28 protein-coding genes are annotated in these 24,696 nt (G+C 33.4%); 21 read left to right on the top strand and 7 right to left on the bottom strand.

The features are described from left to right. The first annotated feature begins 168 nt into the window (after positions 1 to 168). Together LRP84_RS20595 and LRP84_RS20590 are read left to right on the top strand one after the other, a co-directional pair. Positions 169 to 1,605, top strand: coding sequence for an FAD-binding oxidoreductase (locus LRP84_RS20595; RefSeq protein ID WP_230576802.1), 1,437 nt, complete (start codon positions 169 to 171; stop codon positions 1,603 to 1,605). Next, positions 1,602 to 2,153 carry an MFS transporter gene (locus LRP84_RS20590; protein WP_230576801.1) on the top strand — a complete coding sequence of 184 codons (552 nt, stop codon included), beginning with the start codon at positions 1,602 to 1,604 and terminating at the stop codon, positions 2,151 to 2,153. Before LRP84_RS20595 ends, LRP84_RS20590 begins: the two co-directional genes overlap by 4 nt. A gap of 35 nt (positions 2,154 to 2,188) precedes the next feature. Here the strand turns inward: LRP84_RS20590 and LRP84_RS20585 are convergent, their stop codons facing one another. After that, on the bottom strand, positions 2,189 to 2,950 hold the full coding sequence (locus tag LRP84_RS20585) for a DUF1836 domain-containing protein (protein WP_230576800.1): 762 nt from the start codon (positions 2,948 to 2,950) through the stop codon (positions 2,189 to 2,191). 265 nt (positions 2,951 to 3,215) lie between these two features. On the opposite strand from LRP84_RS20585, the gene LRP84_RS20580 reads away from it, so the two are divergent. The 3 genes from LRP84_RS20580 (at position 3,216) to LRP84_RS20570 (ending at position 4,487) form a co-directional block, all read left to right on the top strand. Beyond that, a complete protein-coding gene (locus LRP84_RS20580; protein WP_230576799.1) occupies positions 3,216 to 3,668 on the top strand; it encodes a hypothetical protein in 453 nt (150 codons plus the stop codon). Continuing rightward, on the top strand, positions 3,656 to 3,964 hold the full coding sequence (locus LRP84_RS20575) for a YxcD family protein (RefSeq protein WP_230576798.1): 309 nt from the start codon (positions 3,656 to 3,658) through the stop codon (positions 3,962 to 3,964). The genes LRP84_RS20580 and LRP84_RS20575 overlap by 13 nt, the downstream gene beginning before the upstream one ends. 157 nt (positions 3,965 to 4,121) lie before the next feature. Further along, the gene (locus LRP84_RS20570) at positions 4,122 to 4,487 is read left to right on the top strand and encodes a carboxymuconolactone decarboxylase family protein (RefSeq protein ID WP_230576797.1); all 366 of its coding nucleotides are present in this window, start codon (positions 4,122 to 4,124) and stop codon (positions 4,485 to 4,487) included. A 72-nt stretch (positions 4,488 to 4,559) separates the two neighbouring features. On the opposite strand, the gene LRP84_RS20565 is transcribed toward LRP84_RS20570, so the two are convergent. Next, a complete protein-coding gene (locus LRP84_RS20565) occupies positions 4,560 to 5,381 on the bottom strand; it encodes an alpha/beta fold hydrolase (protein ID WP_230576796.1) in 822 nt (273 codons plus the stop codon). 265 nt (positions 5,382 to 5,646) lie between these two features. On the opposite strand from LRP84_RS20565, the gene ppaC reads away from it, so the two are divergent. Next, positions 5,647 to 6,579 carry a manganese-dependent inorganic pyrophosphatase gene (ppaC, locus tag LRP84_RS20560; protein ID WP_230576795.1) on the top strand — a complete coding sequence of 311 codons (933 nt, stop codon included), beginning with the start codon at positions 5,647 to 5,649 and terminating at the stop codon, positions 6,577 to 6,579. Between the two features lie 273 nt (positions 6,580 to 6,852). Continuing rightward, complete coding sequence (locus LRP84_RS20555) at positions 6,853 to 7,305, top strand: DUF6884 domain-containing protein (protein ID WP_230576794.1); 453 nt, start codon at positions 6,853 to 6,855, stop codon at positions 7,303 to 7,305. A 115-nt stretch (positions 7,306 to 7,420) separates the two neighbouring features. Here the strand turns inward: LRP84_RS20555 and LRP84_RS20550 are convergent, their stop codons facing one another. Beyond that, positions 7,421 to 7,780 (bottom strand): cytoplasmic protein, encoded by a 360-nt coding sequence (locus LRP84_RS20550; protein ID WP_230576793.1) that lies wholly within the window; start codon positions 7,778 to 7,780, stop codon positions 7,421 to 7,423. 506 nt (positions 7,781 to 8,286) lie between these two features. Between LRP84_RS20550 and recQ the strand changes: the two genes are divergently transcribed. From recQ to LRP84_RS20530, 4 genes are all read left to right on the top strand, one after another. Continuing rightward, positions 8,287 to 10,404: a DNA helicase RecQ gene (recQ, locus tag LRP84_RS20545; protein ID WP_230576792.1), complete on the top strand. Its 2,118-nt coding sequence runs from the start codon at positions 8,287 to 8,289 to the stop codon at positions 10,402 to 10,404. Between the two features lie 141 nt (positions 10,405 to 10,545). Beyond that, on the top strand, positions 10,546 to 11,016 hold the full coding sequence (locus tag LRP84_RS20540; RefSeq protein WP_230576791.1) for a DinB family protein: 471 nt from the start codon (positions 10,546 to 10,548) through the stop codon (positions 11,014 to 11,016). Positions 11,017 to 11,198: 182 nt separating this feature from the next. Then, positions 11,199 to 11,414 (top strand): hypothetical protein, encoded by a 216-nt coding sequence (locus tag LRP84_RS20535; protein WP_230576790.1) that lies wholly within the window; start codon positions 11,199 to 11,201, stop codon positions 11,412 to 11,414. Between the two features lie 104 nt (positions 11,415 to 11,518). Next, the gene (locus LRP84_RS20530; protein WP_230576789.1) at positions 11,519 to 13,636 is read left to right on the top strand and encodes a HelD family protein; all 2,118 of its coding nucleotides are present in this window, start codon (positions 11,519 to 11,521) and stop codon (positions 13,634 to 13,636) included. Positions 13,637 to 13,698: 62 nt separating this feature from the next. On the opposite strand, the gene rpiA is transcribed toward LRP84_RS20530, so the two are convergent. Next, positions 13,699 to 14,379, bottom strand: coding sequence for a ribose 5-phosphate isomerase A (rpiA, locus tag LRP84_RS20525; RefSeq protein WP_230576788.1), 681 nt, complete (start codon positions 14,377 to 14,379; stop codon positions 13,699 to 13,701). A gap of 23 nt (positions 14,380 to 14,402) precedes the next feature. Continuing rightward, positions 14,403 to 14,723, bottom strand: coding sequence for a 2Fe-2S iron-sulfur cluster-binding protein (locus tag LRP84_RS20520; RefSeq protein WP_230576787.1), 321 nt, complete (start codon positions 14,721 to 14,723; stop codon positions 14,403 to 14,405). A 182-nt stretch (positions 14,724 to 14,905) separates the two neighbouring features. On the opposite strand from LRP84_RS20520, the gene LRP84_RS20515 reads away from it, so the two are divergent. The 7 genes from LRP84_RS20515 to LRP84_RS20485 all read left to right on the top strand — a co-directional run bounded on the left by LRP84_RS20515 (position 14,906) and on the right by LRP84_RS20485 (position 20,563). Then, complete coding sequence (locus LRP84_RS20515) at positions 14,906 to 15,601, top strand: RNA polymerase subunit sigma-70 (protein ID WP_230576786.1); 696 nt, start codon at positions 14,906 to 14,908, stop codon at positions 15,599 to 15,601. 9 nt (positions 15,602 to 15,610) lie between these two features. Then, positions 15,611 to 16,201, top strand: a complete 591-nt coding sequence (clpP, locus tag LRP84_RS20510; RefSeq protein ID WP_302850629.1) for an ATP-dependent Clp endopeptidase proteolytic subunit ClpP — start codon at positions 15,611 to 15,613, stop codon at positions 16,199 to 16,201. A gap of 136 nt (positions 16,202 to 16,337) precedes the next feature. Further along, positions 16,338 to 17,387: a P1 family peptidase gene (locus tag LRP84_RS20505; RefSeq protein WP_230576784.1), complete on the top strand. Its 1,050-nt coding sequence runs from the start codon at positions 16,338 to 16,340 to the stop codon at positions 17,385 to 17,387. Positions 17,388 to 17,508: 121 nt separating this feature from the next. Beyond that, a complete protein-coding gene (locus LRP84_RS20500) occupies positions 17,509 to 18,075 on the top strand; it encodes a GNAT family N-acetyltransferase (protein ID WP_230576783.1) in 567 nt (188 codons plus the stop codon). A gap of 133 nt (positions 18,076 to 18,208) precedes the next feature. Beyond that, positions 18,209 to 18,508: a hypothetical protein gene (locus tag LRP84_RS20495; RefSeq protein WP_230576782.1), complete on the top strand. Its 300-nt coding sequence runs from the start codon at positions 18,209 to 18,211 to the stop codon at positions 18,506 to 18,508. Between the two features lie 491 nt (positions 18,509 to 18,999). Next, a complete protein-coding gene (locus LRP84_RS20490; protein ID WP_230576781.1) occupies positions 19,000 to 20,190 on the top strand; it encodes a DUF2515 domain-containing protein in 1,191 nt (396 codons plus the stop codon). Beyond that, positions 20,156 to 20,563 carry a CBO0543 family protein gene (locus LRP84_RS20485; protein WP_230576780.1) on the top strand — a complete coding sequence of 136 codons (408 nt, stop codon included), beginning with the start codon at positions 20,156 to 20,158 and terminating at the stop codon, positions 20,561 to 20,563. The genes LRP84_RS20490 and LRP84_RS20485 overlap by 35 nt, the downstream gene beginning before the upstream one ends. Positions 20,564 to 20,802: 239 nt before the next feature. On the opposite strand, the gene LRP84_RS20480 is transcribed toward LRP84_RS20485, so the two are convergent. After that, complete coding sequence (locus LRP84_RS20480; RefSeq protein ID WP_335379727.1) at positions 20,803 to 21,246, bottom strand: YmaF family protein; 444 nt, start codon at positions 21,244 to 21,246, stop codon at positions 20,803 to 20,805. Positions 21,247 to 21,525: 279 nt separating this feature from the next. On the opposite strand from LRP84_RS20480, the gene LRP84_RS20475 reads away from it, so the two are divergent. Together LRP84_RS20475 and LRP84_RS20470 are read left to right on the top strand one after the other, a co-directional pair. Next, entirely contained in the window at positions 21,526 to 22,155 is a 630-nt protein-coding gene (locus LRP84_RS20475) for a LysE family translocator (protein ID WP_230576779.1), read from the top strand. Between the two features lie 362 nt (positions 22,156 to 22,517). After that, positions 22,518 to 23,030, top strand: a complete 513-nt coding sequence (locus LRP84_RS20470) for a HEAT repeat domain-containing protein (protein WP_230576778.1) — start codon at positions 22,518 to 22,520, stop codon at positions 23,028 to 23,030. Positions 23,031 to 23,479: 449 nt separating this feature from the next. Here LRP84_RS20470 and LRP84_RS20465 read toward each other — a convergent pair whose 3' ends face one another. Beyond that, complete coding sequence (locus LRP84_RS20465; protein WP_230576777.1) at positions 23,480 to 24,043, bottom strand: hypothetical protein; 564 nt, start codon at positions 24,041 to 24,043, stop codon at positions 23,480 to 23,482. Between the two features lie 278 nt (positions 24,044 to 24,321). On the opposite strand from LRP84_RS20465, the gene LRP84_RS20460 reads away from it, so the two are divergent. After that, positions 24,322 to 24,696: TetR/AcrR family transcriptional regulator (locus LRP84_RS20460; protein ID WP_230576776.1), on the top strand; the 375-nt coding region annotated here is incomplete at its 3' end.

Here is a 24,696-nt window from a genome sequence, read left to right as displayed (position 1 = left end):
ATACTTGTTGGTGTAAATCGTTGTAACGTAAAAATAAAGAATTTAATTTTTAGGAAAAATCAGAACTTTATAATAAAGTACTGATTTTTTTATTTATAAGACTGAAAATAAATGGTATAATCTCAATTAAAGTGTAATATTACACTTTAATTAGAGGGGGAGGATTACTTGAAAAGAGGTAAAATAATAATTTCTTTAGCCATATACACTACCTTACTAACTGTATCAGTACATACGTATAAGCAACAACTAACTCAGCCTGTTATAACAGATTCAGGACGATTATTGCCTACAAAGGTTAAACGAATAGAGAGTGTTGACGATGAAAAAAAGCTCCAAAAATTAGTTCGAGATGCAAATACTTCAAATGAAAAACTCTCTATTGCTGGGATGCAGCATAGTCAAGGTGGCCATACATATTATCCAAATGGCACTGTTTTAGATATGAAAAGTTATAATAAAATATTGGAGTTCAATCCGGAGCAAAAAAGAATAAGAGTGCAGAGCGGTGCAACTTGGAATGACATTCAAAAAGTTATTAATCCATATGGTCTTGCCATTCAAGTTATGCAGTCACAAAATATCTTCACCATAGGTGGTTCTTTAAGCGCAAATGTACACGGAAGGGATATTCGGCATGATGCACTTATAGATACAGTTGATTCATTTCGTTTATTAATGGCAGACGACGTAATTAAAAATATAAGTAGAAATGAAAATGCAGAACTATTCTCTTTAGTAATAGGTGGATACGGTCTATTTGGAGTCATTTTAGATGTAACACTAAAGTTAACAGAAGATGAACTGTATCAAATACGAACTAAAACGTTAGATTATCACCAATATACTTCTTATTTCAAGGAGCATGTTGAGGGTGATGAACAAGTGAGGATGCATTTAGCTCGTATTTCTGTCGCACCAGATTCATTTTTACGTGAGATGTATGTGACAAATTACGTTCTCGCTACGAATCAAGAGAATCGAGAGCAATATAGTACTTTAAAAGAAGAAACAAATGTTGCACTTCCAAAATTTTTTCTTGGATTATCTAGGTACAGCGACTGGGGAAAAACGATGTTTTGGAATGTCCAAAAAAAATATTTTGAACGTACGGATGGATCTTATGAAACTCGTAATAATGTAATGCGATCAGATAGTGCATTCATGGAATATGAAAATCCAAATCATACAGAAATTTTACAAGAATACTTTATTCCTGTTAATCACTTTTCTTCGTATATAGATAACCTCAGAAAAGTATTAGAGCAAGAAGAATTAAATCTTCTTAATGTTACTATTCGATATGTGACAAAAAATGATAATGCGGTTTTGTCATACGCGAAAGAGGATATGTTTGCTCTTGTACTTCTTATCAATCAGGGACGATCTGAAGAAGAAATAGAAAAGACAAAAAAAGTGATACAGAAAATGGTGAATGTTACTTTACAACATGATGGAAGCTATTATTTGCCATATTATCCTTATACAGAAAAACAGCAATTACAAACAGCTTACCCACGTACAAACGAATTTTTTCAAAAAAAGAGGGAATATGATCCACAAGAACGGTTTGTTAATCTATTTTACAAGGAGTATGGTCAATGACATATACAAGATTTGTAGTTTCACAAAGTCTCATTATGATGGCAGGAAGTATGGTATTTCCTTTTTATGTATTATTACTAAAGAATGTGGGAAACAGCTTTTCACAATTTGGCTGGGCATACGGTTTATTTGCGTTAACATCAGCTCTTGCTTATCCTCTGATTGGTAAAGTCTCTGATCGGTTTGGCGATAGAAAATTACTAATCGTATACTCTTGGTCAATGGCTATTTTAATGCTATGTTTTCCAATTGCTACAGATGTTTGGCATGTATATATTTTGCAAATTATGATGGGGTGTTTAGGAGCTGTGCAGAAAAATACAGAAAAAACATCGCTTGTACGAAAGGTAGAGCGTAAAGATGCTGGTTATGAAATTGGAAAATATCACATATGGACATCCTTAGGAGCAGCAATAGCTATTATTTTAACAGGATATTTAGTTGATTTTTTAACCATTGGAACTATTTTTTATGTCGCTTCAATTCTATATATGATAAGCGGTATCATAATTTGGCGGACAAATAATCAAACCATATATAACCGATAACATATGTTATCGGTTATATGTGGTTACATAAAAGTTTAATTTACATTTAAATGCTGTAAGAATAAAGTAGCTGATACATAGCGCTTCGCTAATCTTTGTACATAAGCAGTATGGACAGATAATGTTGCAATTATAATTGCATTTCGAATTGCTTCGCGTTGTTCTTTGTTTATATGTTCAATTTTAGCTGCTAATTGATCAGCTTTTTCTTTAATCGTTTGTTCAATAGTACGAATCGTATTCGTTGTATTGAATTGAACGTAACCTTGTTGATTCAGCTCTTCAAATAAAGAAGAGTAAAAAACATATAATTGAATAGGGTTAATTAAATCATCAGTACGATCTGCAGGATCATTCACAATAAGCTTTAACAACTTTCGAATGGACTCAAAATCGAGTGCTGTTTTTAAATCTTCTACAATAAATAATAAGGCTGCTTGTTCAATTGAATATTTTTTTCCTTTTTGCGGAGAACCGATCATTTCTTTTATATCGCGTTTCACCCAGTTTTGCAGTGCTGTAATAGAAAAATTAGTATTTTCTATTTGATTTCCAAGTGCGACGATTTCATTTAAGGAGAATCCAATATCAATTTCTTCTATTTTAATAAGCTTTTCAAAAATAGGTGCTAGTGCAGTTGTAAGAAAGGCCGTAACACTTTGACCACTCTCAATATCTTCTTTATGCGACTTTGTCCAAGCGTCTTGTAAAATTGCAAGAGGCTTTTTTGTATTCCACCCTCTAAGAGAAAGGAGGAGCATTGCCATTTCGTTTCGTGTGAGATGAAATGTTTCCATCTTTTCACCTCCGATAATATAAAAGTTCTTATGAACTTATATTATGTATTGTTTTATATAAAGTCAATTGTATTCTCATGATTTTTCCGATAGTCGAAGAAAGTTAATAATCATAAGAAATAACTCTTGATTATTATCGCAAAAGTTCATATAATAAGTTCATAAGAACCTTTCTATTAACTTTAAGGTTCATCTATCTTTTTCATAGTTTAAGAGAAGGATAGATAATTATATATACTTATAGTAGAAGGAGAATGAATATTATATGTTAAAGAAAATCGTTACACTATTGACTGCATTTATGTTTGTCTTCGCCGCTAGTAGTTTCATTTCAGTAGATAGTGCTTATGCAAAAACTTACAAATCTGGTCAAAAATCTTATACTCCAAGTTCAGGCCAAACACAAAAATCAACAGTGGATTTAAAGAAAAAAGATTCTCATGTGAATTCAAATAAAACGACAGATTCAAAAACAAAAGCAACAAATACAGCACCAAAAAGCAAAAAAGGAAGCTTTATGAAAGGTCTTTTAGTTGGTGGTATTGGTGGTTTATTAATGGGTAGCTTATTTGCTAACATGGGAGCTCTTGGTACTATATTAGCATTTATGATTAATATGTTCGTAATAGCTGGTATTGTAATGTTAGCGGTTCGCGCATTCAAATATTTTAAAAATCAACGTAAGAAACAGGTGGAAGAAGCAGCATGGAAACGATAAAAATTTCCGAACAAGAGTTGATTAATGCACTCTGTGTATATATTGCACAAAAACGTCAAGTTGCTCCAGAACAAGTACTTGTGGAACTGATGTACGATGATGATTATAGCTTCTCGGCTGAAGTAGAAGTAAATGGGCGTAAGCAAATTTTAATTCAGGCAAATTTAATCGAAGCACTTCGCCTATGGCTTGATATGGAGTATCATATTAATTCATTTGCAGCAAGATTACAGCTTGAATTACATGATGAAGAAGGTATCATCGCTTGGGCGAATTTAAATCATTCATATGAGTAATATAAAAAATAGCTGTTGAGATGTAACTATTCTCAGCAGCTATTTTTTATGCTTGCAAGAGAAAATATACGTAATAAATTGATGGTAATTTAGGATACTACCGTTTTTCTCGTACATACTAAGTCATAGTATATATTGAAAAAATGGAGGGAATAAAATGGATTTTCAGCAACAAGGTTCAACATATCAATCATTACAACATTATAAAGAAGGATTAGGAAAATTTACACAGCAAATCCCAGAAATCGCTGAAACTTACAACGCTTTTACGCAAGCTTGCTTCCAAGAAGGAACCTTAACAAAACGAGAAAAGCAGTTAATCGCATTAGGCATTAGTTTAGCTATGCGAGATGAATATTGTACAATTTATCATACAAAAGGTTGTATGGATCAAGGATGCTCTGATAAGGAAGTGCTAGAAGCGTGCGGTGTTGCAGCGGCATTTGCTGGCGGGGCTGCAATGAGTCAAGCTGTTACACTTGTGCAAGAATGTATGGAAGAATTACACCGACAGAAGCATTGAAAGATAAAAAACTCCTTCATGATGAAGGAGTTTTTTATCTTTCATTGAAAATGAATCATAGGAACATGTTAATTATGGTGCATTATTGTTATCTAACGACTGAATGAAATCATCTACTACTTTATTAAAACAGTCTTCTTCTTCTAAAAAAGGGCAATGACAGCTATCTTCAAAAATTATAAGCTGAGAGTTTTGAATATGCTCGTGTAAATGTTCGCCTGCTGCAACAGGAATAAGTTTTTCTTCTCTTCCAAAACAAAGTAAAGTAGGAATAGTAATTTGATTTAAGTAGTCTCGATAGTCCACAACGGATTGGTCAAATAAAACAGCGCTTGCTATAGACTCTGGGATAGTTGTCACTTCTTTTAACATCCACTCAAAATCTTCTTCAGAAAGAAGATTTTTGAACATTAATGGTATAAATCCTTTCAGAAAGCCAATTCGATTGATTTGAATTTCTCGCATTATATGAATAAGGGCTGGGAAATCAAAAGCTCCAATCGGAAAATCAGGCCATTTAAAATCCGAAGCTAGTTCATCCACGATAACAGATGCTTTCACATTGCTTTCTCCAAATTGTTTCAAATATTCCCAAACAACAAATGCTCCCATAGACCAGCCAACTAATACAACGTTCTCAAGAGATAATTTTTCAATAAAAGCATGTAAATCACGAGCATAGTTTGCAATGGTATGCCCAGATTGAATATGAGAAGAACGGCCATGACTTCGCAAGTCCAGTGAAATCGCCCGGTAGTTTTCACTAAAGTAAGGAAGTTGTTTATGAAAAAAGTGACTACTCATCCAAACCCCATGTACGAATATAATCGGCGTTCCTTGACCTTGATCTTCATAATATATATTCACATCATTATCAAGTTTTATATAAGGCATGTACGTAGGCCTCCTTTTCATAGAAAAAATAAGTTTATATATTCGAAAATATGCTTTATTTCAGCTATGTATTCAAAACTTCTTATAATAATCCAATATCATCTTTGATATTGGACTATTTGAACAGAATAATATTACACATTGGCACAGAAATCTCTACTTTTCATGTAAATTCAAAAGAAAGCTTGATTATTTATAAAAAAATTCGCCTAAAATATTGTCATATTCTGTCCTTTAAGATATCCTTTTGTAGAGAGGTGAAATCATGGAAAAAGTACTTATTTTCGGGCATAAAAACCCAGATACAGATGCAATTTGTTCTGCAATTGCATATGCAGAACTAAAAAAAGAATTAGGAATGAATGTTGAGCCTGTTCGTTTAGGCGAAATTAGCGGTGAAACACAATTTGCTTTAGATCATTTTAAAGTAGAAGGACCACGTTTTGTTGAGACAGTAGCAAACGAAGTGGACAATGTTATTTTAGTTGACCATAACGAACGTCAACAAAGTGCTAATGATATCGAATCTGTTCGTGTGTTAGAAGTAATCGATCATCACCGTATTGCTAACTTTGAAACAAGTGATCCTTTATACTACCGTTGTGAGCCTGTTGGTTGTACAGCTACAATTTTAAATAAAATGTACAAAGAAAACGGCGTTGCAATTCGTAAAGAAGTTGCAGGGTTAATGTTATCTGCAATCATTTCAGATTCTTTATTATTTAAATCTCCAACTTGCACAGATCAAGACGTAGCAGCAGCTCGTGAACTAGCAGAAATCGCTGGTGTAGATGCTGAAACATACGGCTTAGAAATGTTAAAAGCTGGTGCGGATTTAAGTGGTAAAACAATGGAACAATTAATTTCCCTTGATGCGAAAGAGTTCCAAATGGGCGATGCAAAAGTTGAAATTGCACAAGTAAATGCTGTTGACACAAACGACGTTCTTGTACACCAAGCAGAATTAGAAAAAGTAATCTCTGCAGTAGTAGAAGAGAAAGGTTTAGACCTATTCTTATTCGTTGTAACAGATATCTTAACAAATGATTCTGTTGGCCTTGCAATGGGTAAAGCAGCACAAGTTGTTGAGAAAGCATACAACGTAACTTTAGAAAACTATACAGCTACTTTAAAAGGCGTTGTGTCTCGTAAAAAACAAATCGTTCCTGTTTTAACAGAAACATTCCAAACTCTATAAGAGAAGATTTGGACGAAAAGGAAAGAACAAGCAGATATACAGTCTGCTTGTTCTTTTTTTGTTTTTAGGAAGCATAAAAGGTCTGTTACTTTAATGTTTCATATAGGAAAGATGAAAATTGGGTAGGAAGAAAAGAAAAACTTGATGTTTTTATCTGTGAATGAAAAATGCTATGATTTTATTGCTAATTACTATTTCATATTTTAAAAGTAATAATGAAAAAATGAAGCAGATTATATAGGATTGAAAGAGAAAAGAGGTAAGAAGGTAACAATGAAAAGACTATGCATAATTCCATGTGGGAAAAAGAAGATTTGGGATAAGTACCCTGATATGGGGCCGACAGAAGCAAAAGAAGTGTATATCAGTCCATTCGGAAAAGCGTGCCAAGCGTATGCTTCTCAATTTTTTACACACTGGGTTATTTTATCCGCGAAGCATGGATTTTTACTGCCAACCGATATAGTGAAAGAAAACTATGATCTTGCTTTTAATTCGAAAAGTAGTGAGATTATTAATATAGAACAACTAAAAAAACAGATGATGGATAAAGGCTTGCTAGACTTTGATGAAATTGTTCTGCTTGCAGGTAAGAAGCATAAAAAAGTAGTGACAAAGTTATATCCAGAAGAGATCATTTCTTATCCATTAGAAGGCTGTAAAGGGATTGGGTATATGTTGCAGAGGTTGAAGAAGGCAGTTGAAAATCATAACGAGATTCAGTAGAAGTTAAAAGAATTTGATTTATGAGGAAGATTAATAATTAGTTATTGAAAAATAAAGGGGCATTAGGGATCCCCCTTTATTTTAAAGAGAATTTTCATTAAGATCATACTAAATGTTAGTTATAGTTTATTACTTGCTTCATAAGATTTCTTATCTCTTTAACTGGTGGTTTTTTATCGTATATATCAATATGTGAAAAATAATAATTTAAATTTCTAACAAGACCTTTTCCGATTTTTTCCTTTAGGAAAGGGAATACTTGTCCAGTGTAGTCTTCGAGAGATTTACAATAGTATTTTTCATCCAAATAAATGCTATATTTACATGTTAGCTCTACTAGTGGGTTACCTTCAGAATCATATACATCTTTAGATTCAATAATGTCTATTAGTGCAAATCTATCATTAAGATAAACTTTTTTCTTCTTTTCAGGCTTATTAGAAAGAATAAAAGCGATACCTATTGCGTTTATCAATATGTTGCCTCCTATAAATATAAAGTGAAACTTTAATCATCCCTCACCAATCGGACTTTTACGGGCAGCACATTTCCCAACTAATTTCTTTGCCTTTGTTGAATTTTGAGGTGGGGGTCTTACTGCCTATTAATACGGTATAAAAAAAGATACTAATAAAATATATCGATATATGTTAAATGTAAAGGGATAAGGTGGATTTAGAGAAGAATCTGTTAATTATGATGGAGAAGCAAATATTATATACATGTAATTTGTTTTCAAACATTATGGTTATTACTTAGATAACAATGGAAATAATCATATCAAATAGCGAATGATAATTTTGATATTAGTCATTTTTTATTAATGTTATTGCTAAAAATGGTTTTCTTCAGCTTTACATGAGTTTTTAATGATTATTCGTAAGCATGCGAAGTGTTGGAGAGAAGTAGAGAGTACAATGACTTTTGACTAATGATATAATACTAATAGATGAAAGACTAAGAAAAGCAGGTGAATCTTTTTTGTTTACAAAAGCACAAGAACTTTTAGCTTCCTATTTTGGCTACTCTTCATTCCGTAGAGGGCAGGATGAAACAATTAAAAATATATTGGATGGAAAAGATACGGTTTGTATTATGCCAACAGGTGGCGGAAAATCTTTATGTTATCAAATTCCAGCACTCGTATTAGAGGGAACAACATTAGTTATTTCTCCGCTTATTTCCCTGATGAAAGATCAGGTTGATACCTTAACGCAAAATGGAATTCCCGCTACATATATTAATAGCTCTATTTCAATTACTGAAGCCAATCAGCGCATTCAGCTAGCAAAACAGGGACATTATAAATTGTTATATATTGCGCCGGAGCGTCTTGATTCTATTGATTTTATCGACCAACTTATTGATATGAAAATCCCGTTAATTGCAATTGATGAAGCCCACTGTATTTCACAGTGGGGGCATGATTTTCGTCCGAGTTATTTACACATTCATCGTGTGCTTGATTATCTGCCGGTACAGCCAATTGTACTTGCATTGACTGCAACGGCAACGCCGCAAGTACGACAAGATATTTGCAGTACTTTAGGGATAGCAGAGCATAATACGATTATGACGACTTTTGAACGAGAAAATTTATCATTTTCTGTTGTAAAAGGACAGGACCGTGATGACTTTTTATCAGGATATATTCGTCAGAACAAAAAAGAAGCGGGTATTATTTATGCAGCAACACGTAAGGTTGTCGATCAACTTTATGAAAAATTAAATAAAGAAGATGTTTCTGTAGCGCGTTATCATGCTGGTATGAATGATAACGACCGAAATGAACAGCAAGAACGTTTTTTACGAGACGAAGTAAATGTAATGATTGCAACATCCGCATTTGGTATGGGAATTGACAAATCGAACATTCGGTATGTGATTCATTATCAACTTCCGAAAAACATGGAAAGTTACTACCAAGAAGCTGGACGTGCTGGACGTGATGGCTTAGATAGTGAATGTATCCTACTATATTCCCCTCAAGATGTGCAAGTACAGCGATATTTAATTGATCAGTCAACAGGAGCTTCTCGATTTTCTAATGAACTAGAGAAACTGCAACATATGACAGACTATTGCCATACAGAGAATTGTTTGCAATCATTTATTTTACAATATTTTGGTGAAGAGCCAAAACAAGATTGTGGTCGCTGCGGCAATTGTACAGACGATCGAAATAGTGTCGACGTTACAAAGGAAGCACAAATGGTACTTTCATGTATGATTCGAACAAATCAACGTTTCGGTAAGCAAATGATTGCGCAAGTATTAACAGGATCAAAAAATAAAAAGGTAATTGAATTTAATTTCCATACATTACCGACATATGGATTGTTATCAAACAGAGGCATGAGAGAAGTTAGTGAATTTATTGAGTTTTTAATATCAGAGGAACTCATTGCAGTTGAGCATGGGACGTATCCGACATTAAAAGTAACAACAAAAGGGAAAGACGTTCTACTTGGTAGCCAGCTTATTTTCAAAAAAGAACGAGTAGAAACAAAACAAATTGTGAAAGATCATCCACTATTCGAAGAACTACGTCATGTGCGTAAAGAAATTGCACAAGGAGAAGGAGTACCACCGTTTGTCATTTTCTCTGATCAAACGTTGCAAGATATGTGCACAAAACTGCCAAAAACGCGAGAAGAGATGCTACAAGTAAAAGGGATAGGTGAGCATAAACTAGAGAAATACGGGAATGTATTTTTACAAGTTATCACAAACTTCCTCGAACAGAATCCCGATATAGATGCGATGATTACGACAGAAGTTATAACAGAACGAAAGCAATCGAAAAAGACAATGAAAAATTCTCATCATGTTACATATGAAATGTATAAACAGGGAGATACACTTTCTCATATCGCTGAAGTACGCGAGCTGTCCATGCAAACTGTAGAAAATCATTTAATTCGTTGTTTTGAAGAAGGAATGGAAGTAGATTGGTCAAGCTTTGTTCCGAAAGAATATGAATCTATGATTGCATCCGCAATAGAGCAAGCTGAAGGTGGATTGAAAGCTATTAAAGAACAGCTTCCTGATTATATTAGTTATTTTATGATTCGTGCTTATATGCAAATAAATAAATAATAACTTGTATGAAGTCATTCCACTTTACATGATATGAATGATTCGTATAGAATATAATCGATCTTTATTTCATGTCACTTCTAATTTATCCAGATTTTTAATACGCTAATGAATGAGAGAGATTTGAAAGGGGCGTAAGGTATGAATAAACTAATATTTAAACAATTTGCGATGACAAGAAGTTATTTTATTAAAAACGTAGAATCATTTTCGAAGGAAATAACAAATGTACAGCCAGACGGTTTTAACAATACGATCCAATGGCATATTGGCCATGTATTAACGGTTACTGAACAGTTTATGCTCGGCTTTCCACATAAAACGACGCATCTTCCTGCAAATTATATCGAATTATTTGGAAACGGTACAAAGCCGGCTGATTGGAAGGGAGATGTACCTACAGTAGATAAACTCATTATAGAGTTGAAAGATCAATTAGTTCGTCTTCAACAAATTCCTGCTGAACAGTTAAATGAAACGCTGGAAAAACCATTTATGGGATTTGAAACCGTTGGAGAATTAGCCGGCCTTACATTAATGCATGAAGCAAATCATTTGGGGCAAATTCAAGCGATGAAGCGCATTATTGAACACGCGGGAATAAAGAACTAACAAAATCCAAAAAAATAATTTGATGACTTTCAAAAGGAGTTATTCTCAGATGAGATAGCTCCTTTTGATTTTGCAAAAACACTTATATGATTCTTTTTGATTTAATGTTCAAAAAAATTAACAAATAAAATTGAAATAGGGAAAATGACAAGATTTTATTTCGAGAAAATAAAAATATATGGATGGATTATAAGCAATTTGTTCATGAAGACGTACTCGGACGTAAGTTTGTAGCTCCAGAATGGCAACTGCTATTTAAAGCAAAAGAAGGAAGAATAAAAGATGAACAAGATTTCAAAGCATATATACCATATATAAATGAACAACAAAAGTTATGGTTAACGAGTGCGCTAAAAGAACAATTTCCTTCGTCAGCATGGATTAAAGAGTTAATATAGGTTTTTCTTAGGAAATTCCCTTTAAACACTTGACTTACAGGCTTCATTTTTAATAGAATTAATCTTCGACTGAAAATTTAAACGAATAGGAGGGAATTACGAACATGAAGGAAATATTTGAACTAGAGTTAGAGAAATTAAATAACACGCTTTCGAAAATTAATCACCAATTGCATAAGCTAGAAAATATTCCAGTTTATTACGGAGAAAATTTTACAGAACAAGTGCTTGAAACTATGCGAGAATCTAGCCGGCAAAGACTTCGAATTGCCAGTCAGGAACCTTATTTTGGACGCTTAGATTTTCAAGAAGAAGGAGAGCTGCAGCCAAAACCTGTCTATATTGGTAAAGTTGGTGCTTCTGATGAAGAAACGCAGCAACCGATCGTCGTTGATTGGCGAGCACCTGTTGCAAGTATGTTTTATTCATTTACTGGAGGAGAGGATGTAGCTTTTTATGATTCTCCAGAAGGAATGGTTGAAGGACTTGTTCACTTAAAACGCAACATTGCTATTCGAAAGCAAGCATTAGAACGAGTTATAGATACATATGTAAGAGGAAGTGATGATCTATCACTAGCGGATGATTTTCTTCTCTATCGCTTAGGAGAAAATAAAGATAACAAGTTAAAAGATATCGTTTCAACGATTCAATCAGAACAAAACGAAATTATTCGTGCGGAAAAAAATGTCCCTCTCATTATTCAAGGTGTTGCAGGTAGTGGAAAAACAACGATTGCCTTGCATCGTCTTGCTTTTTTAATTTATCAATATCGTGAGCAGCTTCGCGCTGAGAAAATGATAGTTTTTGCACCTAACAGTATATTTCTTGATTATATATCCAGCGTATTACCAGAGCTTGGTGTTGGTGATATTCATCAAACTACATTTCATGATTGGGCATTACATACTTTAGAAAATAGTGTTTCTGTACAGAGTACTGATAAACAATTACAACAAGCATTCTCTATTCATAAGGACAAAGATGAGATAGCGGCTGGTAAATTAAAAGGATCCATGGAGTTTCAAGTGTTTATCAATCAGAGCTTGTCAAACTACGAAAAAAGTATCGTGCTAACGAAATATTTTGAGCCTTGGGACTATTCAGTATTACAAGGAGAGGTAATTCAGCAGTGGTTTGAAACAGAATATAAACACTATCCGTTAGGAAAGAGAAGAGAACGGATTGTTGCTCGCATGAAACGTTGGATTGAGATGGAACTCAAGATGATCTCAGACACAAATAAAAAGAAGCAACTAAAAAAACAAGCAATGCAAAGACTTAATAGCTACTTAAAATTTTGGCCGAAGATGAATGCGCTATCCTTTTACAGTATGTTAATGAAACAAGAAGATATTTTAAGTGTGTTGCCAGCTGAACTTGTACAAGAAACAGCAAAAAATTGCCGAAAAAAAGAGGTTACTCTAGAAGATTTAGCACCGCTCATCTATATTCATCACTATTTAGAGGGAATAAAACCTGGGCAAAAATTTCATCATGTTGTTATTGATGAAGCGCAAGATTTTTCACCGTTTCAACTTTCCATCCTAAAAGAAATAACACTTGGAAATTCCTTTACTATTTTAGGTGATTTATCACAAGCTATTCACGAATATCAAGGTATTCACGATTGGCAACAGTTTCAAGATGTATTTTATCAAAATGCCCAGTACTACGAATTAACGAGAAGTTACCGCTCAACAAAGGAGATTATTCACTTTGCAAATGAAGTTATTCAAAATGCCAATATTCCAGTAGGCCTTGCTAATCCTGTTTTTCGCAGCGGTGAAAGTGTAAAAATTATCTCGACAAATGATCAATTTCAATCTGTTTTATCTACTGTGAAGACCATGCAAGAACAACATGTAAAAACGATTGCTATTGTCGGACGAACTGAGGAAGAGTGCCGTGAGATATACGGAAAGCTCACAGAAGCTGGTATTTCTACAAATATAATAGAAGCAAATCAAAGCAAATATGAAGGCGGTATTTCAGTCGTTCCTGTTTATTTAGCAAAAGGATTAGAATTCGACGCAGTACTACTTATCGATGTAGATGCAACTCATTACAAACAAACAAAACAAGATGCTAAATTGCTATATGTCGGATGTACTCGCTCTCTACATGACTTACGTATTTTTTATTCAGGGACATGTTCACCTTTAATTCAACAAATTCCAAGAGAATTGTATGAAGAAAGGATAGATGTTCAATCAAACTAGAACAGAAATTAAAAAGATGTAGCGCAAAAAAGTACTTTATACTAGTACCTTTAGAGCTACATCTATTTGTTTTTAGATATTAATTTTTTCACACCATTACTTTTACCAATAACAACTATATGAGCCATGTTAATGAATAATCCTGTCTCAACCACACCTGTTAATGTTTTCAAAAATTGATGTGTTTCAATTGGGTTTGCTATGAACTCAGGAAAAACACAATCTACAATGAAATTTCCATTGTCTGTTATGTAAGGTTTATTATTTTGAAGACGTAAAGTAGTTGTACAGCCTAATAATTTGCAGATTCTCTGTGCTGTATGCTCTGCTGCAAAAGGAACAACTTCAACAGGCAACGGAAATTCCCCTAAACGGGACACTAATTTAGATTCATCTGCTACGATAATAAGCTGTTTTGATGCAGTTGCGACTAACTTTTCACGAAGAAGTGCACCGCCGCCGCCTTTTGTTAATTGTAAATCATCACTTATTTCATCTGCTCCATCAATAGTCAGATCAAGTTCATCTACTTCAGATAAAGACACTAAAGGAATTTGCAACTCTTTCGCAAGTTGTTCTGTTTGTTTAGAAGTAGGTACACCATGAATTGCTAGACCTTCTCTTACAAGTTCTCCTAATTTTTGTATTGTCCAATATACAGTTGAACCCGTACCAAGTCCAATTGTCATACCTTCTTTTATGAAATCAACAGCGTATTCACCAGCTAAGCGCTTTGTATGCAACATAGTACCTCCTCATCGTACAATTATTGAGCTGGCCTTGGCCCCGCATCCATTCCGGAAGTCTCCACTGTTAAAACAGGGCGCACTGTCATATCTGCATTTACATACACTTGACACGATAAACGTAAGTAATCTTCTACACCTTTTTCCGCAAATGCACGCTTTTCAACCTTGTTAGGTTCACAAAAATCACCATCTAATATTTCCACTCGGCAGGTTGTACATTTTGCTTTTCCACCACAGCGGTGAAGGATATTTACACCGTTATCTTCCAGTGCTAATACTAATTTTGTTCCCACTTCCACTTCAAAAGTTCCTGTTCCTGGAACGGTTATTTTTGGCATTTTATCTCCTCCTTATATATAATATTAATAACATAATTATCACCTTGCCATATATAAAGTAAACATAAGACTATACAACGTTCTATTAGTGAAAAATTATTGTAAAGAAATTCATAGATGCCGTAACTTTTTTCTTTATTTAATCGTTTATTAAATAAGCGCGCTTAAAAGGAGTGATCACTTTGAATACGAAAAGAAAGCTGATTTCACAATCCGATTCGGATATTCAGCAATCAAATAAATCTGTTATTGTTAAACATTATGCGGAACTAAAGCGTTATTGTACATTTTTAACGAAAAGCACATGGGACGGAGAAGACCTCGCACAAGAAACAATATGTAAAGTATTGAAGAAATATACGAATGCGGAATGGAACCAAAGTATTTGTTTAACGTTGCTATACAAAGTAGCTCGTAATCAATGGCTGGATCAAATGCGAACAAAAACATATGAAAGAGAAAATGGTCAAGAAGCTTCTTATGAACCGCATGCAAACGTTGCTGAATTGTATGCTTTAATTGAAACAATGCTATCTTGTTTAAATGAAATGCAAACTGTCATTTTCTTATTAAAGGATGTGTTTGAATACAGCTTAGCTGATATTGCAAAAATTTCTTCTATGTCAGAAGGAGCAGTAAAAGCTTCATTGTTTCGAACACGGAACAAATTGAAAGCGATAAAAGAAGAGGAACGTTTTATACCTTCAAAAGATATGGAAGAAGAAATTGAAGTGCTTGTAAAAGCAATTCGGCAACAAACGCCAGAGCTATTGGTAAAACTCATACCAACACTGCAATTTTCAAGAATCTCGCTACAACAACCATTACTTTTATTACACCAAAAATCTTCTTACAACTGTTTCTCATGTGCTGCTTAAACTAAAATGCTGGAGGGATTTTTTATGAATACAATTCCTTATGTTATAGAGCAAACGAAACTTGGAGAACGTTCGTATGATATTTATTCAAGATTATTAAAGGATAGAATCATTATGATTGGTCAAGAAATTAATGATCAAGTCGCCAGCAGTGTTGTTGCGCAGTTGTTATTTCTCGCAGCGGAAGATTCAGATAAAGACATATCTATTTATATAAACAGTCCTGGCGGCTCTACTTCTGCGGGCTTTGCTATTTTAGATACGATGAATTATATTAAACCGGATGTGCAAACCATTTGTATCGGTTTAGCCGCTTCATTCGGAGCGTTATTGCTGCTGGCAGGAGCAGAAGGTAAACGATTCGCTTTACCAAATAGCGAAATTATGATTCATCAGCCACTCGGCGGAACGCAAGGGCAAGCAACCGAAATTGAAATTTCCGCAAGACGGATTTTGAAGTTAAAAGAACACATTAATCAAATTATTGCTGATAAAACAGGGCAGCCAGTTGAGAAAGTAGCAAGGGATACAGAACGAGATTATTTTATGAGCGCAGAAGAGGCAAAAACATATGGTATTGTAGACGGAATTATCGGTTAATACTGAAAAGAGGTTATTGAAACATTACCGTTCAATAGCCTCTTTTTTAGCTTTGTAAACAATTGAATATTCCTAATAAATAGAATAAAATGAAAATATTATATATATAAAATATATATTATAAAAGGGGTTCACAATGCAAAGAAAAAGATTAAGAGATTTAAATCTTACTATTGGAAAATTGAAACCAGGAACATTTAACGCAATTACGGATGTAGAAGGCGTAATCGTCGGTCATAAAACAATTTTACATACGGATGTTTGTTCAGGACTTACTGTTATTCTACCTAACAACGGGAATTTAGCTGGATCACATTTTCCAGCAGGCTTTTTTTCTTTTAATGGAACGGGGGAATTCACGGGAAGTCATTGGATTGACGAAACAGGTACTTTAGTAACTCCTATAGTTTTTACCGGCAGTCATTTACTTGGATTAGCTCATCATTTTCTTTCGCGTGCTACTAGAAGAATCGAAAATTTAGAACCTTTTTCAAATGGAATAGTAGCAGAGACTTGGGACGGTTGGTTAAGTGATTTAGGAAAAACCTCCATGACGTATGAAGATTTAGAAGAAGCAATTATACATGCCAAATCTGGAGTAGTTGAAGAAGGAAATGTTGGTGGTGGCACAGGAATGATTTGTTTTGAATTTAAAGGCGGAATCGGCACTTCTTCCCGAATTATTGAGTGTGAATCAGGTACTTATACAGTTGGAGCTCTTGTACAAACTAATTTTGGTAGAAGAGAAGATTTTATTATTAATCATAAGCCTGTCGGAAGCATAATAAATGAAACAGAAGTACCATTACCATGGAGTACTCCGGAAAATGCAGGCTCTCTTCTCGTTACAGTCGCAACAGATGCTCCATTATTACCTTCACAATGTGAAAGAATATCAAAAAGAGCATCGCTAGCAATGGCTAGGTTAGGGGCCATTGGAGAAGAAGGTAGCGGAGATTTTTTCCTGACTTTTTCAACTGGTAATTGCTATTCTTATGATAACGAAAAAGCCTATCCTATCAATATGTTTCCATCAGAACAACTTGACTTCATTTTCGAAGCAGCAATTGAATCTGTTCAAGAAGCAATTATTAATTCTATGTGCATGGCAGAAACCATCACAGGACAAAAACAAAGGCAAGTACATGCATTACCGTTAGATAGGTTAATAGAAATTTTAAAATAACGCATTTTATGTATGTTTCCTTACAAATAAACCAGTTTTATTTGTAAGGAAACACAAAAGGGGCATATACGTACCAGGTAGTGTAATTTGATAGAAAGAACACGTTAAGAAGGAGATTAACATGAAAATAGAAATGGTTTTCGAAGAATTTCCAGTTTTAGAATCTATGAATCTAGTATTAAAGAAAATTGAAGATGTTCATTTACAGGGTGTATATGCAATCTATAGTAACGATAAAGTGTTTGAATACTGCGGAATTATACCGAAACATAATATGAAGACGGTAAGTAAGATGATTCAGCATTTTGAGAGAGATTATAATAAACAAAGTAGAATTAAGTGGGGGATTTTTCAAAAGAGTGAAAGCGATACATTAGTTGGAATCATTGAAGCAATGGATTTTAATCGAAAGGTAAATATGGTCACAATTGGATATTTTTTAGCAGAGGTATATTGGAGAAAAGGTATTGCATCTGAAGCTGTTAATACCGTAGTAAAGTATTTATTTGAGAATGTTCATATAAATAGAATCCAGGCTGAGGTTATGCCTGAAAATGACATATCAAAGAAAGTTCTTTTAAAGAATGGATTTATTAAAGAAGGGTTATTAAGACAGGCTACTTTATGGTCCGGAAAGGGTGTCGTCGATTTAGAAATATATAGTATTCTTCAAGAAGCTTATAAATGATATAGACAACTTTATAGTTACTCAGCCCACGTTTATTTTTAAAAGGCTATGTTAAATAATTCCGTCTTTATTTGAACGACCTTTTTCGTAAAATTAACTATACAAATTAATTTTGGGGAGGCGAGAAATATTAGTGATTTCTTTATGTGTAATGGCATTAGGGATTTTAATTATATTTGTGGGATATTCTTTACGAAGAAAAGGGGAAACTTCATTTATTGCAGGAAACAATAAGGTCTTTATTCCAAAAGATGAAAAGAAATTAGCTGAACGAATAGGTTTAGTTGTAATTTTATTTGGTGCTGAAACTGTATTGTTTCCAGTGGTCTTTCAAGTGATTAATGGTATTGAAGGGTATCATTTTGCAATATTAGCATTACTTCATATATTGGTTGTATTTGTTTTAATGTTTTGCGACCAAATGAAGATGTAGCGCTGTTGAAAGAAGGATTAGTTAAATACGAGCTAAAAGATCTTCGTGGATGAAGGTCTTTATTTACAGCAAATAACAACAATATAAATTTACACGGCCTTAAACTGTTTACGATTTAGATCTGGACAAACCTCTACCAGCCTTAATTTTGATACCAATATATTGCTATCAAAATTAATTACCCATCACTAGCAGTTTTTACAAACGAATTAGACTGTAGCTAACTGAAATTCATCCTCATCTTCCCGCTAGGCTATTGCCCGTCACGAGTTTGAAGATATGGACTCCTTTTGGAAACACGTTAAAGAAACAGTAAACCTCCAAAACAAAAAAAATTTTTTATTCTCATAATTAACTGTAGAAAGATTTTTGTTTTTTTGTATTTCCTTTCGTTAACTTGGTAGCGATGGTAATAGAAAACAGTCATCATTTATTCCAAACGTTCGTAATAAAATGATAGTAGAACATTCATGGTAATGGGAGGAGAAGGAATGCATCATAACGACCGGAAAAGGAAATGGAACAACTTTTCCAAGACAATTCCGTACTCTCTTTTAGATGTAAAAAATGAATTAAAGAAAAAAAGTGAAAAAAAGCAACTTTTCGTTAAAACATGGAAATTAACAAAAGAAGAGACAATGCTAATTCACCAGATTAAAGAGCAAACAAGACAACACAACAAAAATAATGTGACGCGAACACATGCTTATTATCGTTTTTACCTCCAATACCCAGAAATACACTGGGCGTTGCTTGGACATATGGTATCGCGTAATGGTGGTTGGAATATGACAGATTTAAAAGGGGAGTTATATACAAGGCTATTGTCAGAAAAGGATCAAGTCACCTTCTTTTCTTTTTTAGAACGAGGTAACTGGTTAATCTTCCAGGATGTATATCCGCAATTTTTGTTGTACGAACAAAGTGTGAAAAGATCCGAAGGGCTGTTTTATCTTCTACCTTTTTTCCGTGTATCAACGTTTATGGAAACGATATGGAACCATTTCTGGAGCACAGGTGACCGCTATACGTTAGCCATTGCTACCGTTATTAATGAACAAAGCTATTTAGAAAAAAGGGTTATTCAAAATTCCCATTTTAAAAAGACCGTACTAAGTAGTGTTGGATTCAAACTTTATGATTTTTTCCGCTTTAATCATATCCTTTTTCCATTCTATAAAGATGAGACTAAACAAAAAATATTGCTTTTCGGCGATACAATGAAACATTTCACCTCCCTGCATGAGCGGATTTTGCTCGGAAAACGATTATATTCACTACTGTTTCGACATGAGAACGTTTTACAAAGAGTAGTAAATTGGGCTCATGATCATCCACATACTGGTTCACGAAAAGACTACTGGCCGCATTTATTTTATGATGTAAACGAATCATTCTCTCGTGCATTTTATGAACGTAGAATAAAGAACTGCCAATTAAGAAAAGGTGCAAATCGTTTATATAGCCCGCGATTGATATACGCATGGAAAGATCTTAATCATGAAGAAGCGGAAAGTGAAGACTGGTTTGAAGACTGGCGCATAATGGACTATTTAATTGATAAGGGAGAAAAGACAGATGGAAAGATATATAATGAATACTGCAAAACGCTTGAAAAAATCGAACTTGCCATACTGGTCAAAAAAAATGTCCTGCTCCGGGAAGAAGAAAGGGAGGAATAACACTCAGGCTGCTGTAGCCACTATCATTTTCTCTTGTTTGATCGGAACATATTTAGATTTACTGTTTGTCAGTAAACAAATGTATGCCTTTCCTGTAAGACCATACCCACATATATTTACAATCAATGTCGCGTTTACATTATTGATATTACCAGTCTTTACTATGTTCTTTTTACGGATTGCAAAAACGTTACCTACATTTTCGAAAATCCTATTTATTATTTTGATTGGACTTTGTATGAGTATTTCCGAACGGTTTGCGGAGAGATTAGGGTGGTTCACTCATAGCGAAGCATGGCATCATTCTTATTCCTTTTTCGGATACACGATCTTCATGCTCCTTATATGGAAGTTTTATCGTTGGTTTCAATAACACGAAATTGCGTTAAAGAGATCTAAAAAATAAACAAAAAGATTGTTCGAAATCCTGTATTGGAATTTAAATAGGAATTATTAAAAAACGATCCATTCAATAAAGGAGATGGATGATGTTATTAAGTTAACGAGTGCTAATTGAGCAACCATATTTATTTCCAATAACGCGCATTATGTTGATTTTACATGTATAAAGGATACATAAAAAACGCTGACTTTTTATCATCAGCGTTTTTTTTATATAAGAGGTTTTTGAATTAAAGTAGCAAATTCTATTTCATGGACATGTCCGTCGTCTAATGTAGTAGTTCCTTTAACATAGTGTACATGTTTTCCGTCGCCAACTGGGATAGCAGGACCTGTTTCTATTGCAACCTTATGATGATGATCAAAAAAGTCAGTATTAACCATTATTATATGTACATGATTATCTCCTTTTGGAATTACTTCACTTGTAAATCCAGCAAAACGATGATTATGCCTGTCGTTTCCTTCTTCTGCCAGTTTAGTGCTAGCAACAAATTCATGTACATGTGTCTGAACCGTATCTGGTGATTTTCCTGCAGATACTATAGCTGGTTCTGTTACGTTTTCTTTATTAGTTTTTGTGCTAGATATATTTTCCGTTCTAGGTATATTTTCCGTTCTCTGTTTCCCCCTACCTGTAAATTCTCTATTCATAAAGATAATGCCTCCCTTTATATAAGGTTATGATACATTTTATTATAAATAGTAAGAATATATGTTAAGAAAATCCCTTCAAATTTTATTATGAAGGGATTTTCTTAAGGTGTTAGATAAATTGACTATCGCTGACATTTACAAAGAAATTTTGTCGTGTAACGGTATTATGAATCATAGCGGAAGAAAAGGAATAAAATACAGTGTGAAAATCTGTTGTTTTTATAAAATATGTTTTAGTATAAATAAGGGCACCAAAAAATAGAAAGAGGTGTCAAAATGAATGGAATAATAAATTATGAGGTATTTTTAATTACAGGAATTCTTTTAAATCTAATTCCTGGTCCAGATACAATGTATATAGTGGGAAGAAGTATTTCACAAGGCAGAAAAGCGGGTGTTTATTCTGTTTTTGGTATTATTACTGGCTCTCTCGTTCATACCTTGTTAGTTGCTTTTGGGTTATCAATCATACTTACAAAATCTATTATATTATTTAATACTATTAAAATTATTGGTGTGATCTATTTAATATACTTAGGAATTAGAATGATAATTGATAAATCGAATGTAAATTTTCATTCTACTGCAACTAGTAAACTGAACGTTAGCAAGGTATATGTACAGGGACTTTTGACAAGTCTTACGAATCCCAAAGTTGCTTTATTTTTTATTGCATTTCTCCCGCAATTTATAGATACAAAAGCTTCTAGTCCTATACCATTTATTATTTTAGGACTTACTTTTACAATCACTGGATTATTGTGGTGTCTATTTATTGCTTATTTTTCTTCTTATGTTACAAAGAAGCTACGAGGAAATCAAAAGATAGGAACTGTTCTAAACAAAATAACAGGAATGATTTTTATTGGTATGGGGATAAAGCTACTTCAAGTAAAAGCTCCTTAATAAGCAAACAAATGCCCCCTTTTAGGGGTAGCATACCTATCAAGCTAAGATTTTGAAGAATCCCCAAAACGAAAATTTTCTCTCTTCCTAGTTGCCTAGGGGAATCCAGTTTATTTATTGTTTTGGGAAACAATGAATTTCTTGACTTGATAGCGATGTGGCTGCACCCCTATAAAAAGTAAAGATGTAAAACTAATTGATTATAAATACAGAAATATTCCACAAGAAGGGTTTTTTAAAATTAAAAGCACGCTAAGATCAGTAATGAAACTGCCTTAGCGTGTTTTTGTTTTAACTATCTATAAGTGGTGTTATGTAAAATTTACAGAAATATGGTATACAAAGAGTAAGAGATGAAAATTATGAATCGAGAACAAGCTATTAAAATACTAAAAAAATACTCTCCTATGCCTGATGATGAGAATTTAACTGAAGAAATGATAAATGAGTATGCAAGTGCAATTATGTATTTTGAGGAAAATCCTCATCTGAGTTGTATAGAACCTATCATGATGACTTTTAGTTTAGATGATTGTTATGGTGTATATGAACATGCAACGTGTGTGCTACGTGAATTTAGCAATGATGAGGTAGTCCCACATTTGATTAAAGCCATACGAGATGAGCATGAAGGTAGAAGGTACTGTGGAACAGACTTAGCTAAATTTTTTCCAGATGAAAGATTAGTTAGCCCTCTATTAATTTGTATTGACGATCTAAACGATGAAATTCGAGGATATGTAGTTTATGCATTAGGTGAAATTGGTGATAGGTCAGTTTTGCCTATATTACATAATAGGCTACTGAAAGAAGATGATGAAAATGTTTGTGATGAATTAAAACAAGTTATCTCGAAACTGGAAAGACTTAAATAACTTTCGCTAACGGGAATTATTTATAAAAGCTAGTATGAATCTAGCTTTTTCTTTTTTGATCATGGGTGTTCTAACCTCTTTATTTGTCATATTTTGAATGTATACTTTTGTTAGTGTTTTTGATAAAAATGGGTAATTTTCGATGAAATCAATAAAATCAATGAAATGAATGTAAACTAATAAACAAAAGTTTACATTCGAGAATAACAAAAACGAGGATTTAGGTAGTACGACTTGGACTAGCAATTGTACCTGCCGAATCGCCTAGATCTACTGTCCAGGAATTAACTCTTACTCTAGATTTCTATGACACTAAGAGGGGTTAGCTCCTCGCTTCGCTTCACCCCAGCTTTTACCTCACACCCAAAAACAAGGAAACGCGCAGAATTAAAAAGAACAGACTTTTCTTTTTTTGAAAAGTCTGTTCAAAAATAAATAAATTTAATTAATTACCATCCAAGCCAAACAAGGCCTTTGTGCCATGAATTATCTGTATTTACTAAGGTTACAACATAGTTTCCTGCTTTCATAGGACCAAAGAAGTTTGTAACATAATTGCTACCACTCATTGGCCCTCCTTTTACAGTATGGGTTACGGTGTTTCCTGATGATAAACTTTTTACTACAACTTTAAAATTAAAATATTTATTGTTTTGAATAGCTACTCCAATATATCCGTTGGTTGGTACAGATACAGTTTTTTTCACTTGAATTGATGTAGAAAAATTATAATAAGCGTAATATCTCCAATCAAATGCTGCAGCTGCTTTTTCTTCAATAAGATTATTTTTATTAGAAAAATTTGGTACAAATGGTCTTTCGACTCCATTTGTATTTTCATCTGTACTTTTAATTCCATCTGAAATATATTGTTGGTTTTCTAAATAAGCTGTTTCAGTTGCATTATTAGTTTCAGCTTTAGCTTTTATTAATCCTAATTCTGGTGAAGATACTGCTGATACCCCTAAAATTCCGGTTAATAGTACACTAGACAACATAATTTTTTTAAGCATACATTCATCACCTTTCGAAGAGCTAGAATTATTAATCATTTAAAATTGTAAGATCAAATTTCCTTTTTTAAAAATATAGAAAATTTTAGAATCATTCATTTGAGGGTTTTTGTTGATTTACAATAAAGTTATTACATTTACTTTTATACACCTACACCTCCATTTCATATTTAACACCTTAATAAATACCAACTAGTCGGTACTTATAATTTATTATATGATGAGGAATGTGTTATAATTAATGAAAAATTCAAACTTTTTTTTAGAAGGGGTAGGCTATGGCAAATTATCATCAGAAACAATCAGAAAACACCATCAACAAATTAATGCGATCAGGAATTGAATTGTTTTCTAAACAAGGCTATTCTAGGACAAGCGTTGATCAGATTGTAAAACATGCGGGTTATTCTAAAGGTGGTTTCTATGCTCATTTTTCCAATAAAGAGGAGTTTTTGTTGAAACTGATAAAAGAAGGTATTGATTTTTATTTTGAGGATTTAAAGGAAATTCTTACTCAAAAAGAGTGTGATTTGCTAAATAAATTTAAAGAATACTCTATGCGTTTGGTGAATGAGGCTTATGAAAAAGGGTCTTCTCCTATGCTTCTCCAAGGATGTATGATTTCTAATGAATTACCTCAAATAAAAGAAATG

It is taken from the genome of Bacillus rhizoplanae (assembly GCF_917563915.1).
Lineage (GTDB): Bacteria > Bacillota > Bacilli > Bacillales > Bacillaceae_G > Bacillus_A > Bacillus_A rhizoplanae.
The sequence above is the reverse complement of the archived record's forward strand: the minus strand, read 5'-3'. Positions and strand labels throughout refer to the sequence as shown.

What these genes read in the sequence shown, in the direction of transcription:
- LRP84_RS20575 (WP_230576798.1), top strand. Translation starts at nt 3,656, where the DNA reads ATGGAAACGATAAAAATTTCCGAACAAGAGTTGATTAATGCACTCTGT.
- LRP84_RS20585 (WP_230576800.1), bottom strand. Translation starts at nt 2,950, where the DNA reads ATGGAAACATTTCATCTCACACGAAACGAAATGGCAATGCTCCTCCTT.
- LRP84_RS20530 (WP_230576789.1), top strand. Translation starts at nt 11,519, where the DNA reads ATGAAGGAAATATTTGAACTAGAGTTAGAGAAATTAAATAACACGCTT.
- LRP84_RS20505 (WP_230576784.1), top strand. Translation starts at nt 16,338, where the DNA reads ATGCAAAGAAAAAGATTAAGAGATTTAAATCTTACTATTGGAAAATTG.
- LRP84_RS20565 (WP_230576796.1), bottom strand. Translation starts at nt 5,381, where the DNA reads ATGCCTTATATAAAACTTGATAATGATGTGAATATATATTATGAAGAT.
- ppaC (WP_230576795.1), top strand. Translation starts at nt 5,647, where the DNA reads ATGGAAAAAGTACTTATTTTCGGGCATAAAAACCCAGATACAGATGCA.
- LRP84_RS20475 (WP_230576779.1), top strand. Translation starts at nt 21,526, where the DNA reads ATGAATGGAATAATAAATTATGAGGTATTTTTAATTACAGGAATTCTT.
- LRP84_RS20480 (WP_335379727.1), bottom strand. Translation starts at nt 21,246, where the DNA reads ATGAATAGAGAATTTACAGGTAGGGGGAAACAGAGAACGGAAAATATA.
- LRP84_RS20490 (WP_230576781.1), top strand. Translation starts at nt 19,000, where the DNA reads ATGCATCATAACGACCGGAAAAGGAAATGGAACAACTTTTCCAAGACA.
- LRP84_RS20540 (WP_230576791.1), top strand. Translation starts at nt 10,546, where the DNA reads ATGAATAAACTAATATTTAAACAATTTGCGATGACAAGAAGTTATTTT.
- LRP84_RS20570 (WP_230576797.1), top strand. Translation starts at nt 4,122, where the DNA reads ATGGATTTTCAGCAACAAGGTTCAACATATCAATCATTACAACATTAT.
- LRP84_RS20580 (WP_230576799.1), top strand. Translation starts at nt 3,216, where the DNA reads ATGTTAAAGAAAATCGTTACACTATTGACTGCATTTATGTTTGTCTTC.
- LRP84_RS20465 (WP_230576777.1), bottom strand. Translation starts at nt 24,043, where the DNA reads ATGCTTAAAAAAATTATGTTGTCTAGTGTACTATTAACCGGAATTTTA.
- LRP84_RS20590 (WP_230576801.1), top strand. Translation starts at nt 1,602, where the DNA reads ATGACATATACAAGATTTGTAGTTTCACAAAGTCTCATTATGATGGCA.
- LRP84_RS20555 (WP_230576794.1), top strand. Translation starts at nt 6,853, where the DNA reads ATGAAAAGACTATGCATAATTCCATGTGGGAAAAAGAAGATTTGGGAT.
- LRP84_RS20535 (WP_230576790.1), top strand. Translation starts at nt 11,199, where the DNA reads ATGGATTATAAGCAATTTGTTCATGAAGACGTACTCGGACGTAAGTTT.
- LRP84_RS20500 (WP_230576783.1), top strand. Translation starts at nt 17,509, where the DNA reads ATGAAAATAGAAATGGTTTTCGAAGAATTTCCAGTTTTAGAATCTATG.
- LRP84_RS20520 (WP_230576787.1), bottom strand. Translation starts at nt 14,723, where the DNA reads ATGCCAAAAATAACCGTTCCAGGAACAGGAACTTTTGAAGTGGAAGTG.
- LRP84_RS20470 (WP_230576778.1), top strand. Translation starts at nt 22,518, where the DNA reads ATGAATCGAGAACAAGCTATTAAAATACTAAAAAAATACTCTCCTATG.
- LRP84_RS20485 (WP_230576780.1), top strand. Translation starts at nt 20,156, where the DNA reads ATGTCCTGCTCCGGGAAGAAGAAAGGGAGGAATAACACTCAGGCTGCT.